Consider the following 13,206-nt stretch of genomic DNA (forward strand, 5'->3'; position numbering starts at 1 on the left):
ATAACGCAGAGGTCACAGGTTCGAGTCCTGTCAGGCCCATTGTTTAAGGTGTACTTAAACGTGCTTGGGGACATACTCAAGAGGCTGAAGAGGCGCCCCTGCTAAGGGTGTAGGTCGGGAAACTGGCGCGAGGGTTCGAATCCCTCTGTCTCCGTAATATCAAAAATTAATGAATGAAAATCCTCGTTATATCAGCATAATTGTTGATATGACGGGGTTTCTTTTATTTTTAAATGCCAACGAATACACATTGACTGTGTATTTTTGGTGTGTAGTTTTAACGATTTTAGAAGTTAACCAAACTGGTAAAAATGTCCGCAGTGGCATCTTTCATTTCTTCAACGATTATTAATATTTTATTGGGGGTATTTGTGTGATGATAAGATCAAAAAGGTTTGCGCTTATAAAAGGTATAAGTTAAAGGGAAGGAGAAAAGCAAGGAATATTAAAAATGCTTTGATAACAATTGTAACTATATTAATCGTAAATAACTTACTTAATTACAAGAAACGAATGTTAAAATGCATGTATAAGAAGTTGTTGATAAAGGATTTAGTGCAAAAAATCGAAAATGAAAAGAGCGAATAATCACTTCTTTTGTGTGACTATGCGTATAAAAATGAGGTATGCTATGAAAAATATATATGATAATGAAAAATTCTTTGATGAATATTCAAAAATGAATCGAAGTAAGGAAGGTTTAAAAGGAGCTGGCGAATGGGAGGCTTTGAAAAAAATACTACCTGAATTACGAAACAAGACTATGTTAGATTTAGGTAGTGGATATGGGTGGCATAGTATTTATGCCGCTGAGCAAGGGGCTAAATATGTATTAGGTATTGATAGTTCTGATAAAATGTTAGCTACTGCTAAACGGAAAAATCAATATAATAATGTCGAATTTAAGAATGTTGATATTAATAACTTAGAATCATTGGACACTAAGTTCGATTTAGTCTTTAGTTCGCTTGCTCTTCATTATATAGAAGATTTTGATAAGGTAGTTGACGAGGTAAATTCTCTTCTAAATTCAAATGGAGAGTTTATTTTTTCAGTTGAACATCCAATATTTACTTCTGAGGGAACGGAACAATGGGTTTTAAATGATGATGGATCTATTAAATATTTTCCTGTTGATAGATATTTTGATGAAACATTAAGGGAAACTAATTTTTGGGATACTCCAGTAACTAAGTATCATCGTACATTAGAAACATATATTGAAACTTTGATTAAGCATAGATTTTCAATACAGCATTTAATAGAACCGACACCACCAGATTCTATGTTAGATATTCCTGGTATGAAGGACGAATTTCGCCGGCCAATGATGCTGATTATATCGGCGAAGAAAATATAGATTATAATTACTGCGTCTAACATTAGTTAGGCGTTTTAATTTACACCAAAATTTGTATAGATGTAAATTAAATCCGTGTATATTATTATGAATAGAGTATTTAACTGTGTCTGGATAGTAAAATATAATAATACAAAGCGGTCAGAGCAACAGAAATTCCATTTCATGCCGGTGAGCTTAAAAAACTCATGAAGTGAACGAACTAACTTTTTTGTTTATTCGTAATAGATACAGTATATTTTGATGATTTTCGAATATAAATCTTTTCTTAGTATTTTAAAATTGGAATTTTGAGTAAATTTGACCATGAAGGATATGGTGATTAGAATTGTCCCTTATTTTATAAAAAGTTGCATAGTTTATTTATAAATTAGGAGGTCAATGATATATATTAATTTTACTGATGACGTTATGAAGAGAATTGATTCTCTTTTAAATAAAACAAAACAATAGCAGAGTTGTGTTGATGCACGAAGATGAAGTTTCATCATAATCTGTTATAACTAAAGGAGCGATACCAAATTCATTATTTATCCTAATATTGCACGATGATCAATATCATGGTTTGATTTAGAAATCGATTCAGATTCAATTATGGCAAGATACTGGTTAAAGATTGCGTTAAAGCATACTTAGGTGATCAAATGAAACTGTACGAGTGTCTTCTTTTAGAAGTGAGGCGTAGCTAATTGAAGCCCATTTGATAATAGAGGGATATCTAATAGAAGTAATTAAATAAAGCGGAAGTATATCCCTTCGGTGTTCCTTTGATTTTTTATAGAAATTCACTTAGATGAACTAAATTAGTTTGTCTCACACGAATAAAAATAATTGTGATGCACATTAAAAAATGCATCAACATTATCGTTCACAAATAATTCATATTTTCATTATAGAATTTATAAATGTGATAATAGCGCATGAAATCTTAATTTTCCACACTAATCAAATGAATAATTTCATAGTAACAATATTTGATGAGGAAAATTTTGATTTTAAGGGTTGTGCTCAAATTAAAAGCCTCATATACTGAGATATATCTTTAAGGAGAGCGGGGAAGGCGATGATTATCAGAGGCGATTTATTAAAACACCAAAGAGAAGCAATGGGCTTAAGCCAAAGAGCATTAGCTGATGGCATCTGTCATCAGTCACTAGTATCGCGAATGGAGAGCGAAGGCCATGTTACGAGTATGGTTATTCTCACTGACATATGTCATCGTTTGCAAATGGATTTAGACAAAATTGTCTCATTGGAAGAACCAAACTATTTAAACTTAAGTGCAGTACGACAAGCTATTAATAGTGGTGATTATGATATTGCTCGGCGCCTATTAAAGAGAGAATGTAATTTAAAATATTTGCCAGATGAAGCTAGGCCGCTTTATCATACGTTACATGCAAGGTTAGAACTTGGTCTACAAAATTTTTTTGGTGCTTTGAATGATTTACAAAATGCGAGTGTGGCGGTTTCACAAACTCAGAAAAATTTATTATTAGAAATTGAGATGGTGACGACAGAAGTCTGGATTAAATTAGAAGATTTTGAAAAAGCTCGTTTTTGTAATCGAATTGCAGTGAAAAAGGTTCGCGATTTCTTGAATAGTAGGAATCGGCAAAATAATTTAAATAATAATCTGATTGTTAGCATTTATCGACAAAGCGCTGATTTAGCTTTGGCTCAAGAGGCAGTTTCAACAGCAGAGGATTTTTTAATTCAAGCTAAGTCGTTTATTTCCAAGTCAACACTGACCAATGAATTAATTCGGCTAAATTTAGTCGAAGGTAAACTACGGAGTATTAAAAAGGAACGCAAAGAATCATGTCGGGCTTATTTAAGAGCGTATACTACCGCTGAACAATTAGGTGATACGGTGATGATGGAGGACATTAAACCATATTTGGTTGAGAATAATATTGATTACTTCGATTAAGACAAGTTTATGCTCGATATGGTAAAATAAAGACCTAAATAATAAGATTAATATGATGATTAAAGTATTAAAAACATAGAGGTAATAATGGCAAGACGACAGAATCGGCTATTGAAAAAAATTAAAAAATTTAATCTTAGTACCTTTTTCGTTAAAAAAGGGCGGTTGCAGGTAGGCCGAGTACTTGTTGTAGTGTTTATCCTCTTGCTTGTCATTGGTAAAGTTTCAGATTTGACGAATCGAAATTATTTTAACTCAAATGCAAACGTTAATAATTTGCCGATGAATCAATTGACGCGTGAACAATTTATTCAACGAATTGCCCCGGAAGCTCAAGATATTCAAACACAAACGGGGATTCGTTCATCAATTAGTATTGCTCAAGCAGCTTTAGAGTCTGATTGGGGTAAGTCGACCTTAGCATATAAATACAATAATTTTTTTGGTGTGAAAGCTACGGGGTCAATGCACAGTGTTAACTTAACAACCAGCGAATTTGAGGATGGTAAATGGGTCGAAGTGAAGGCGCCTTTTAGAGTATATGATTCCTGGCAAGCATCAATGGAAGATCATGCGGATTTATTAATTCATGGTACCAGCGATAATCCGAAGCGCTATGCAAAGGTAATTTCAGGGGTGAATGTAGAGGAAGCTGCGCAGGCATTGGTTGATGGCGGATATGCTACTGATCCGGGCTATGCTAAAAAAATTATGAATTTAATCAACGAATATCAATTGAAACAATATGATAAATAGGAGGGACTATGGAAGTTTTACCAGGAAGCGTTATTGGGTTAATTGGGCTAAATCAAACTAATCAACAGTTAATGCAAGCCGCACACAATATGGGCTTTACAGTCGCCCTTTATGTTGAAAAAGAAGCTGAAGCCAAGCAAGGTGAAGCTGATTATTTAATGGTTGGTCCAGATGCGTGGGAAAATTTTGCGGGGCTAGCAACCATCGTTGTTTATAATCAAGCTTGGCTATCTGATCGAGTGATGGATAAGTTGGGCGAAACTAACTTGCCTCAAGGGACCGCGCTGTTAGATTTAACGCGGGATTATGCATTGTCACGTGGCTTTTTTGAAGAAAATGCGATCAATATTGTACCGTATAAATTAGCCAGTACCCTTGATGAGGTCGCTTTAGCTGCAGGTTCTTTGGGGTATCCGGTCGCAGTTAAGTCTATTTTTAAGACAAATCCCACGCCAAAACAGTATGTAATTCAAGGGGCTTACGAAATTGGATTGGTAGCACCTTTGATTGATGGTGGTCAGTTGATTGTTGAAAATTGGTTAGAACATGCACAGCCCTTGATGGTATCAGCGGTTCGAGATATACGGGGAAATTTGGTCCAGTACCCATTAGTTGAAATGCGCGCGCATCCGACCCAACAATGGAATTTAGCTACAGAAGTTGATGAAGAAATGCGAGTGACCATTCAAGAAGCAGTTACCGATTTAGCGAATAAAATCAATTATGTTGGCGGATTTGATGTTCAATTTTTAGCAACACCGGAAGGTAATTTGTATGTTGATGATATTGTGCCCGGGATTAACGTTGGTGAGTATCTGTCAAAATACACAAGTAATTTTGACTTAGCTACCCAAACAATTCGTGCATTAACCGGACAGGCGTTATTTCCCATTGAAGTGGGTAATTATGCTATTTATCGTGATCTTAGTGTTGAGCAATTAGATGTTTTATATGCACAGTGGGGGATTCGCCCTAACTGGCAAATGACTTTGTATCCCGAACCCACGCGTCAAGGAAAAGTTGGTAATGTTGTAGTGAGCGGTGAGGCACCAGCTGAATTGCAGACCCAATTAGATTTTTCGGGTGTATGGCAACCTTTGGATGCAGCAAACCAGGAAGTAAAGTTAGCGCAATAATGAGATTATTTATTAAATTAGGATAAGATTCAACTAGGCATAGAAAAAGCGGTTAGCCAGTTAATTAGCTAAACGCTTTTTCTGAATTTAATAGTAAAAAATTTGTAATACAACAATAAAGGCACTAGTTAGTGATAGGAAAAGCATCAGGTATACGAATCCCTGAAGAATTTTCGCCATTGTTGATTTTTCTTTCTTTTTCATGAATCTGCCTGCTTTCTTAAAAACAACTACGAGGTTCATTGTAACAAACGATTTTTAATTTGAGTAGTATAACATGCTATAATGAAATAATATTTTAAGTGGGGAGACCGAGCCATGTTTTCAATGATTGACTGGAAATTAAGTTTAGCAATTTTAGTGCTAATTTGGATTGCTGTATATATTTTCAGACAGAGTCATTATGCAAACCGATTGCCTAGCACGGTTAATACGTTGGATTTGATGACACCGTTGATTTGGTGGCAAATTGGTTTAATTTCTTTTCAAAAATGGCAGCAATCATTTTTGCCGTATGGTTGGCTCATGCTTGTATTATGGGGCAGTGCTTTATTGATTTATCAAGGCTTCGGTAGTGGAACTTACACGCCATTTCGCTTTTTTAAAAAATGGTGGCGGATTGTTGATTTGGCGTCATGTTTAATATTAGGAATCTTTATTTTTGTGTAAATGAACAAGATAGAAAGGGGTTAAAATGGAAAAGATTAAAGGTGAAGTTAAAACTTGGAATGACCAACAAGGTTTTGGCTATATTAGTATGCCAGGCGAAGAAGATGTTTTTGTTCATTTTTCTGGAATCCAAGCGTATGAAAAAAATCTAACGGTGGGCGAAGAGGTTCAATTAGTGGTCGTACCAGGGGTACGTGGACCACAAGCAGCGTTAGTAGAAAAATTGGGGCATGATGATGATAGAAAGCAATGATGAATCTGCCTTCAAAGAAAGTGTCGAACAAGAGCAATCGATTTATCGAGGCCATATTTTGGATTTAAATTTAGAAACGGTGCGGTTGCCAGATGGACGCAAGGCGAAACGTGAAATCATCCATCATCAGCCAGCGGTTGCCGCACTAGTGCTTAATGAACAAGATCAAATGTTGATGGTGCAGCAATGGCGGGCTGCCGTCCGGCAGATGACCTTAGAAATTCCAGCTGGTAAGGTGGACAATCGCGATCAAACACCACTGGAAGCGATGGAACGTGAGCTTAATGAGGAAACACGTTTGCAGGCCGGTCAGTTAGAGCAATTTACGGCGTTTTATTCTTCAATTGGATTTGCTGACGAAAAAATTTATCTATATTTAGCACAACATTTAACACCTGTTCAAAATGAGATGGCTCAAGATAGTGATGAAAATTTGAATTTGGTTTGGTATGATTTCGCGACGGTTCAACAGATGTTTGAAGATGGACGCCTCAATGATGCTAAAACGAATATGGCTTACTTGTATTGGAAAAATTTGCGGCAGAGAGAGGGATAAAAATGTTTGAAAACATTCGGACTAAATTTGCGGATTTGTTGAAAGGCTGGAAGAAGAATAACAAAGCTGCTAGCGCTGAACAAGTGGAAGCCGAGTCAACCTTTGAACAACTAAAACGACAATCTGGCGGTAATATTAATCGACCGTTGACGCGGGCGGAAAATCGCCTAACACATAAAGGTAAATTTGCTTTGGATCCCATTACCCGTAAACTGACCCCTGAGGGAAAAACGGCGCGGTTAAAGTATCGGTTAAATTGGGTGATTATTTGGCTGATTTTGGGAATTGTGATAACTTGGGGGATTTTATTATTTTTGTAAAAAGGAGATTAAAGCATGCGTTACGGAATCATTAATGCTGAACAAACTGAAATGGATGGTATTTTAGCGGCCTTACAAGATGAAAATGTGATTACAGTCCAGGGGATGCCATTTCACGTTGGACGTTTAAATCAGACGGAAGTGGTAGTTGTTAAAAGTGGAATTGGAAAAGTGGCCGCGGCCGTTACAGCGACTTTATTAATTACTAAGTTTGAAGTAAATTATTTAATCAATTCTGGTTCAGCAGGGGCTTTAGGTGGTGATTTACATATTGGGGATGTTGTGATTGCCGATGAGTTAGCATATTTTGATGCTGATGCACGCGTCTTTGGCTATGAGTTTGGACAAGTTCCACAACAACCAGCTCGTTTCACTGCTGATGCACAACTTTCTTTGGCATTAGCGCAATCTTATGGAGACCAACAAGCAAAAGTGCAACGTGGAATGATTGTTTCAGGGGATACTTTTATTAATTCCCTGGAACAAAAGCAAGCGATTGTGCAAGCATTCCCGCAGGCTTTAGCTGGTGAGATGGAGGGAGCTGCTGTGGCACAAGTCGCGCATCAATTTGCCATACCATTTGCTGTTGTTCGGGCCATCTCTGATAACGCGAACGGAGAAGCCGGTATGTCATATGATGAATTCGTAGTTCAAGCTGGTCAGCAATCAGCGACAGTACTCGTGAATTATTTTGAGCAGGTCTAAGTAGATTAGCCGGTAGTTGGCACAAGTTAATGATTGGAATCAGGCGTTTGAGTTGGTTTGGTGACTGCAGTTGAGCTTGTCATCTGAATTAAGATATGGTATATTATTAAGTGTAATTAAAGCTCTTAGTTGAGTGGTCCGGCTCTTATAGCCTGGACCGCTCATTTTTTTAGGTAAATCAGTTGAGAAACGGCTTGAATAGCTTATTGATAAAGGAGGTAACAGGTATTGGACATCATTGATCAAGTAAAAGCAACTTTGGCACCTGCCTTGGCAGCCCGTGGATTTTTGCTTTGGGATGTTGAATATGAAACTATGGATTCTGAAATGGTTCTGCGAACATTAATTGATCGTGAGAAGGGTCAGATTAGCATTGATGATTTGGTAGAATTGACCGATTTAGTAGGTGAATTAGTAGATGAAATTGAACCAGATCCATTTCCAGCGTCTTATATGTTAGATGTTGCATCACCCGGTGCTGAACGTAGCTTAAAGCAAGTGAGCGATTATCAATGGGCTTTAAGTAAAAATATTGAAATTGATTTAAAGCAGCCAATTGACGGCAGCTCAAAATTGATTGGAAACTTAATGGAAGTTTTAACCGACGGAATTATTGTTGAGTATGCAGTGAAAGCTAAACGGCAAAAATTAACCATTACCTTTGATCAGATTCAGGCTGCCAAAATGGCTTTGAATCAAAATCGGGATTTAGTTAGTGATGAAGATTTGGCATGGGCCCAAAACAAGTTAGTTCAGGTAAAAACTTACCAAAAAATTAATGGTCTAAAAGAATTTGCGGGTGAACTGGTCGACTTTGATGAGCAAACGTTAGTGATAGCTGATGAAGAAGGTCACACGTTGGAAGTTCCACGAAATGCCATTGCAAAAGCCAAACAAGTTAGTATTTAAGATGGAGAGAAATCATGAGTAAAGAAATTGTAGTAGCATTAGATGCTTTAGAAAATGAGCGGGGGATTCAAGCTGATGTTTTAGTTGACGCCATCGAAGTAGCGTTAGAAAAGGCATATGAAGAAAATTATGACAATGAAACCAACGTTGAAGTTAAATTCAACCGACAACGCGGAACCATTAAAGTTTATCAGGTGAAGACCGTAGTTGAAGGTGACGTGGTTGAAAATCATAATACCCAAATTTCTTTGCATGACGCGCACCAACTTCATAAAGACTATGAGATTGGTGATCAAATTAAGTTTGAAATTACCCCTTCAGACTTTGGACGATTAGCAGCAGGTAAGGCTAAGCAAATTATTATTCAAAAAGTGCGCGAAGCAGAGCGCTTAAAAGTCTATAATGAATATAAAGATGATTTAGATGAAATTATTACTGGCGAAGTTGCCTATCAAGATAATCGTTATTTATATGTAACATTGCCAGGTGGCAAGGAAGCAGCTATGAAGCAAAGCGACCAAATGCCTAATGAGCAATATCGGAATGGCGATTTGATTAAAGTTTTGTTGACTGAAGTTGAGCAAGAAAATAAGCGCGGACCACAAATTTTTGTTTCACGGACCGCGCCTGACTTAGTTAAGCGTTTGTTTGAAGCGGAAGTGCCAGAAGTACAAGACGGAACCGTTGAAATTAAGGCGATTTCGCGTGAAGCGGGAGACCGGTCAAAGGTCGCAGTCGTTTCATATAACGAAAATTTGGATGCAGTTGGAACATTGATTGGTCAACGTGGTGCCCGCGTACAAACGGTTATTTCTGAATTATCAGGAGAAAACTTAGACATTATTCAATGGTCTGAAGAACCCTCCGAATTTATTGTGAATGCATTGAAGACGACAGAAAAAGCGGAAGTTTTGGAAGTTATCTTTGATCCAAGCAATGACCGTGGGGTAACTGTTTTAGTTCCTGATGATCAACTGTCGCTTTTCATCGGAAAACGTGGACAAAATGCTCGTTTAGCAGCTAAGTTAACCAATTATTCAATTGATATCAAGCCTGAGTCACAGCGCGAAGAAGTTTATGCAACAATGCAAGAACATGCGGACCAAATTAATCATGCTAATCAAGAAAACATGACGGCGGACATTGATTTTAAGGACGTAACGTTAGATTAATAGGAGGTCACCAATGAAATTAAAAAAAATTCCGATGCGAAAAGACATTGTGAGTGGTGAAATGGTGCCTAAAAAAGATTTAGTTCGCGTTGTAAAAACACCAACTGGTGAAGTGCAATTGGATCCTACTAATCGTGCTAACGGTCGTGGGGCCTACATTCAAATTGATGTCGAAACGGCTAAAACGGCGAAGCAAAAACGAACTTTCGATCGAGCTTTTGGGGTGCACCTAGATGATACTTTCTATGATGAACTAATCGCATACGTTGATCATCAGCAAGGACGGCGGGAACTATTTGGGAATGAACAATAAACGACAACAATTATTAAATTTGTTAGGATTAGCAAGACGTGCAGGAAAATTAGTGACTGGTGAAGGATTAGTTCTAGACGCAATTCGGAAAGGTAAGGTTGATTTAGTTTTCTTTGCGCAAGATGGTGGTGCTAGTACGTTTAAGAAGTTTACTAATAAGACTACGAGTTATGGTGTCCCATTTTCAACTAGTTTGACGCGTCAAGAGATTGCGAATGCCACAGGTATGGCCCGTTCTTTGGTGGCGGTGGCTGATCGCGGATTTGCTAAAAAAATGCAAATGTATTTAGAGAAAGAGGAGGAAAATCAATGACAAAGCGAATTTTTGAATTAGCGAAAGAATTGAATGTTCCATCAAAGGAATTAGTAGCTGCGGCCAAAGAAGCAGGCTTCGCAGTTAAGTCACATATGTCAACGGTTGATGCCAATCAAGAGGCACAATTACGGAAGGCTAAGCACGCTACGACGGCTCAGAAGGCACCAACGCAAAATAAGGTTGAGGCAGCCCCTAAGGATAAACCAGCAACGACGGGAAACAGCAAGCAATCTAAGAAGCAAAACGTCGCTACTAAGCCCGAGAAAGCAGAAGTGAAAAAAGTCGTGATTAACCAAACTAATAATAATAACCAAAATAAAAGAGATAATAATGGTGGCAACCAAAATAATGGTGGGCACAATAATAACAACCATAATAACCGAGCCAATAATCGTAATAATAATGGTGGAAATGGAAACCGGCGTGGTGGCAAGCGCAACCGCAATAACCGCAATAACACCAATCGTCCAGCCCTAACTGTTCGTAAGGATCAGCCATTACCAGAGAAGTTAGTTTATTCTGTTGGGATGAACGTTCAAGATATTGCGAAGTTAATTCACCGTGATGCAACAGAGATTATTAAAAAGTTGTTTATGCTGGGGGTGATGGTTAACCAAAATCAATCCTTAGATGCTGATACAATTGAAATTTTGGCGGCTGATTATGGTATTGAAGCGGAGCCTAAGGTTGAAGTGGATATCGCCGATTTGGACAAATTCTTTGAAGAAGAACAAGGGAATGAAGAAGACCTCGAACCTCGCGCACCAGTTGTAACAATCATGGGACACGTCGATCACGGTAAGACAACTTTGTTGGACTATTTACGTAATTCGCATATTACCGAAGGCGAAGCGGGCGGAATTACCCAGCATATTGGAGCGTATCAAGTTAAGTTAAATGGGCGCGAGATTACCTTCTTGGATACGCCTGGTCACGCGGCCTTTACTGCAATGCGTGCGCGTGGAGCTGATATTACGGACATTACAATTTTAGTCGTTGCGGCTGATGATGGAGTGATGCCACAAACAATTGAGGCGATTAATCACGCTAAGGCGGCGGGAACCCCAATCATTGTGGCAGTTAACAAGATTGATAAGCCGGGTGCTAACCCAGAAAACGTCATTAATCAATTGATGCAATATGAATTGGTTCCGGAAGAGTATGGTGGTGACACAATTTTCGTTAATATTTCAGCTAAGTTTGGTCAAAATATTGATGAATTACTCGAAATGGTCTTGCTACAATCAGACGTGTTGGACTTACATGCTAATCCAGACCAACGCGCAGCTGGTTCAGTTATTGAAGCCCGTTTGGATAAGGGACGTGGAGCAATTGCCACGGTCTTAGTTCAACAAGGAACGATGCACGTTGGTGACCCAATTGTTGTAGGAAATACGTTTGGAAAAGTACGGACGATGACCAATGATCGTGGTCGGCGAATTAAGGAAGCTAAGCCATCAACTCCGGTTGAAATTACCGGATTAAACGATGTTCCAGCAGCTGGTGATCGTTTCGTGGTCTTTGAAGATGAAAAGACAGCACGGGCAGCCGGAGAAGAGCGAGCTAAGCGGGCATTACTCCTTGATCGTAAGCGGAATAACGTGGTTTCAGTGGCGGACTTGTTCAACAAGATGGCTGAAAATGAAATGAAGTCAATTCCGGTCATTATTAAAGCTGACGTGCAAGGATCTGTTGAAGCGTTGGCTGGTTCATTTAAGAAAATTGACGTTGAAGGGGTTAAAGTTGATATTATCCACACAGCAGTAGGAGCGATTAATGAATCAGATATCACCTTAGCGGAAGCTTCAGGCGCTATTATTATTGGATTCAATGTTCGACCAACGCCACAAGCACGGACTCAAGCTGAGTCAGATGATGTTGATATTCGTTTGCACTCAGTTATTTATAATGCCATTGATGAAATTGAAGCAGCGATGAAGGGTCAATTAGAGCCAGTCTTTGAAGAACAAGTGATTGGAACTGCCCAGATTTTGGAATTGTTCCGTGTTTCAAAGGTTGGAACAATTGCTGGTTCAATGATGATGAGTGGAAAAGTTACTCGGGATGCCAGCGTTCGGTTAATCCGGGATGGAATCGTTATCTATGATGGTAAAATTGGGTCATTACGTCGTGGTAAGGATGACGTGAAAGAAGTTAAGAATGGTAATGACTTTGGAATGACCATTGAAAATTATAACGATGAAAAAGTCGGCGATGAGATTGAAGTTTATCAAATGTTTGAGGTTAAGCCTAAGTAAAATGTATAAGCTTAATTAAGGTGTTAAAGCAATCGATAAAGGAGATAAACATGGCACAGCAGAATTTTCGAGTGGGACGTTTAGAACAAGAGATTCAACGTTCGGTCAATGAAATTTTATTGAAGCGTATTCGTGATCCGCGAGTGCAAGGTGTAACTATCACTGGGGTAGAAGTCACAGGTGATTTACAGCAAGCGACAGTCTACTACAGCGTGTTATCAGAACTTGCTTCTGTTAATCAAAAAGCTGCAGATGGTTTAGAAGCTGCCAAAGGATTGATTCGAAAAGAAGTGGGTTCAACTTTGAATACGTATAAGACGCCAGAGCTGACTTTCAAAAAAGATGAATCAGTGACTTACGGAAATAAAATTGATGACTTAATCCGGCAACTCCATGTAGATGAAAATAAATAAGCTTTAATTCAGATTGATAATATATTTGAATTGAACCCCGTTAGTTGGAGTAATTTAACTAATGGGGTTTTTGTGTCTAAAACGGGATGGCAATGTGATTAAATAGGCGTAAAAGATTGATAAATCTTAAAGCTGTA

15 protein-coding genes and 1 tRNA gene are annotated in these 13,206 nt (G+C 38.2%); all 16 read left to right on the top strand.

The window, feature by feature from the left end; all coding sequences use genetic code 11:
* Positions 1-66 precede the first annotated feature (66 nt).
* The 16 genes from ACJQWY_RS00005 to rbfA all read left to right on the top strand — a co-directional run bounded on the left by ACJQWY_RS00005 (position 67) and on the right by rbfA (position 13,069).
* Positions 67-154, top strand: a tRNA-Ser gene (locus ACJQWY_RS00005).
* Positions 155-631: 477 nt separating this feature from the next.
* Positions 632-1,360, top strand: coding sequence for a class I SAM-dependent methyltransferase (locus tag ACJQWY_RS00010; RefSeq protein WP_407075704.1), 729 nt, complete (start codon positions 632-634; stop codon positions 1,358-1,360).
* Between the two features lie 1,063 nt (positions 1,361-2,423).
* Complete coding sequence (locus tag ACJQWY_RS00015; RefSeq protein ID WP_407075705.1) at positions 2,424-3,293, top strand: helix-turn-helix domain-containing protein; 870 nt, start codon at positions 2,424-2,426, stop codon at positions 3,291-3,293.
* 87 nt (positions 3,294-3,380) lie between these two features.
* A complete protein-coding gene (locus ACJQWY_RS00020; RefSeq protein WP_407075706.1) occupies positions 3,381-4,049 on the top strand; it encodes a glycoside hydrolase family 73 protein in 669 nt (222 codons plus the stop codon).
* An 8-nt stretch (positions 4,050-4,057) separates the two neighbouring features.
* Entirely contained in the window at positions 4,058-5,185 is a 1,128-nt protein-coding gene (locus ACJQWY_RS00025) for an ATP-grasp domain-containing protein (protein WP_407075707.1), read from the top strand.
* Positions 5,186-5,503: 318 nt separating this feature from the next.
* Complete coding sequence (locus ACJQWY_RS00030; RefSeq protein ID WP_407075708.1) at positions 5,504-5,854, top strand: DUF3397 family protein; 351 nt, start codon at positions 5,504-5,506, stop codon at positions 5,852-5,854.
* Positions 5,855-5,879: 25 nt separating this feature from the next.
* A complete protein-coding gene (locus tag ACJQWY_RS00035; protein ID WP_407075709.1) occupies positions 5,880-6,107 on the top strand; it encodes a cold-shock protein in 228 nt (75 codons plus the stop codon).
* Complete coding sequence (locus tag ACJQWY_RS00040; RefSeq protein WP_407075710.1) at positions 6,085-6,663, top strand: NUDIX hydrolase; 579 nt, start codon at positions 6,085-6,087, stop codon at positions 6,661-6,663. The genes ACJQWY_RS00035 and ACJQWY_RS00040 overlap by 23 nt, the downstream gene beginning before the upstream one ends.
* A gap of 2 nt (positions 6,664-6,665) precedes the next feature.
* Positions 6,666-6,983 (top strand): hypothetical protein, encoded by a 318-nt coding sequence (locus tag ACJQWY_RS00045; protein WP_407075711.1) that lies wholly within the window; start codon positions 6,666-6,668, stop codon positions 6,981-6,983.
* A 15-nt stretch (positions 6,984-6,998) separates the two neighbouring features.
* On the top strand, positions 6,999-7,688 hold the full coding sequence (locus tag ACJQWY_RS00050) for a 5'-methylthioadenosine/adenosylhomocysteine nucleosidase (RefSeq protein WP_407075712.1): 690 nt from the start codon (positions 6,999-7,001) through the stop codon (positions 7,686-7,688).
* Positions 7,689-7,916: 228 nt separating this feature from the next.
* On the top strand, positions 7,917-8,597 hold the full coding sequence (locus ACJQWY_RS00055; protein ID WP_407075713.1) for an LSm family protein: 681 nt from the start codon (positions 7,917-7,919) through the stop codon (positions 8,595-8,597).
* A 14-nt stretch (positions 8,598-8,611) separates the two neighbouring features.
* Positions 8,612-9,769 carry a transcription termination factor NusA gene (gene nusA / locus ACJQWY_RS00060; RefSeq protein ID WP_407075714.1) on the top strand — a complete coding sequence of 386 codons (1,158 nt, stop codon included), beginning with the start codon at positions 8,612-8,614 and terminating at the stop codon, positions 9,767-9,769.
* A 13-nt stretch (positions 9,770-9,782) separates the two neighbouring features.
* The gene (gene rnpM / locus ACJQWY_RS00065; protein ID WP_407075715.1) at positions 9,783-10,082 is read left to right on the top strand and encodes an RNase P modulator RnpM; all 300 of its coding nucleotides are present in this window, start codon (positions 9,783-9,785) and stop codon (positions 10,080-10,082) included.
* Complete coding sequence (locus ACJQWY_RS00070) at positions 10,072-10,395, top strand: L7Ae/L30e/S12e/Gadd45 family ribosomal protein (RefSeq protein WP_407075716.1); 324 nt, start codon at positions 10,072-10,074, stop codon at positions 10,393-10,395. The genes rnpM and ACJQWY_RS00070 overlap by 11 nt, the downstream gene beginning before the upstream one ends.
* On the top strand, positions 10,392-12,656 hold the full coding sequence (gene infB, locus ACJQWY_RS00075; RefSeq protein WP_407075717.1) for a translation initiation factor IF-2: 2,265 nt from the start codon (positions 10,392-10,394) through the stop codon (positions 12,654-12,656). Before ACJQWY_RS00070 ends, infB begins: the two co-directional genes overlap by 4 nt.
* Positions 12,657-12,706: 50 nt before the next feature.
* Positions 12,707-13,069 (top strand): 30S ribosome-binding factor RbfA, encoded by a 363-nt coding sequence (gene rbfA, locus ACJQWY_RS00080; protein ID WP_407075718.1) that lies wholly within the window; start codon positions 12,707-12,709, stop codon positions 13,067-13,069.
* Positions 13,070-13,206 lie beyond the last annotated feature (137 nt).

The sequence above is a fragment of the Weissella kandleri genome (genome assembly GCF_045504165.1).
Lineage (GTDB): Bacteria > Bacillota > Bacilli > Lactobacillales > Lactobacillaceae > Weissella > Weissella kandleri_A.

Excerpts from the sequence above, each read along its gene's own strand:
- ACJQWY_RS00010 (WP_407075704.1), top strand. The coding sequence starts at position 632 with ATGAAAAATATATATGATAATGAAAAATTCTTTGATGAATATTCAAAA.
- ACJQWY_RS00015 (WP_407075705.1), top strand. The coding sequence starts at position 2,424 with ATGATTATCAGAGGCGATTTATTAAAACACCAAAGAGAAGCAATGGGC.
- ACJQWY_RS00020 (WP_407075706.1), top strand. The coding sequence starts at position 3,381 with ATGGCAAGACGACAGAATCGGCTATTGAAAAAAATTAAAAAATTTAAT.
- ACJQWY_RS00025 (WP_407075707.1), top strand. The coding sequence starts at position 4,058 with ATGGAAGTTTTACCAGGAAGCGTTATTGGGTTAATTGGGCTAAATCAA.
- ACJQWY_RS00030 (WP_407075708.1), top strand. The coding sequence starts at position 5,504 with ATGTTTTCAATGATTGACTGGAAATTAAGTTTAGCAATTTTAGTGCTA.
- ACJQWY_RS00035 (WP_407075709.1), top strand. The coding sequence starts at position 5,880 with ATGGAAAAGATTAAAGGTGAAGTTAAAACTTGGAATGACCAACAAGGT.
- ACJQWY_RS00040 (WP_407075710.1), top strand. The coding sequence starts at position 6,085 with ATGATGATGATAGAAAGCAATGATGAATCTGCCTTCAAAGAAAGTGTC.
- ACJQWY_RS00045 (WP_407075711.1), top strand. The coding sequence starts at position 6,666 with ATGTTTGAAAACATTCGGACTAAATTTGCGGATTTGTTGAAAGGCTGG.
- ACJQWY_RS00050 (WP_407075712.1), top strand. The coding sequence starts at position 6,999 with ATGCGTTACGGAATCATTAATGCTGAACAAACTGAAATGGATGGTATT.
- nusA (WP_407075714.1), top strand. The coding sequence starts at position 8,612 with ATGAGTAAAGAAATTGTAGTAGCATTAGATGCTTTAGAAAATGAGCGG.
- rnpM (WP_407075715.1), top strand. The coding sequence starts at position 9,783 with ATGAAATTAAAAAAAATTCCGATGCGAAAAGACATTGTGAGTGGTGAA.
- ACJQWY_RS00070 (WP_407075716.1), top strand. The coding sequence starts at position 10,072 with ATGAACAATAAACGACAACAATTATTAAATTTGTTAGGATTAGCAAGA.
- infB (WP_407075717.1), top strand. The coding sequence starts at position 10,392 with ATGACAAAGCGAATTTTTGAATTAGCGAAAGAATTGAATGTTCCATCA.
- rbfA (WP_407075718.1), top strand. The coding sequence starts at position 12,707 with ATGGCACAGCAGAATTTTCGAGTGGGACGTTTAGAACAAGAGATTCAA.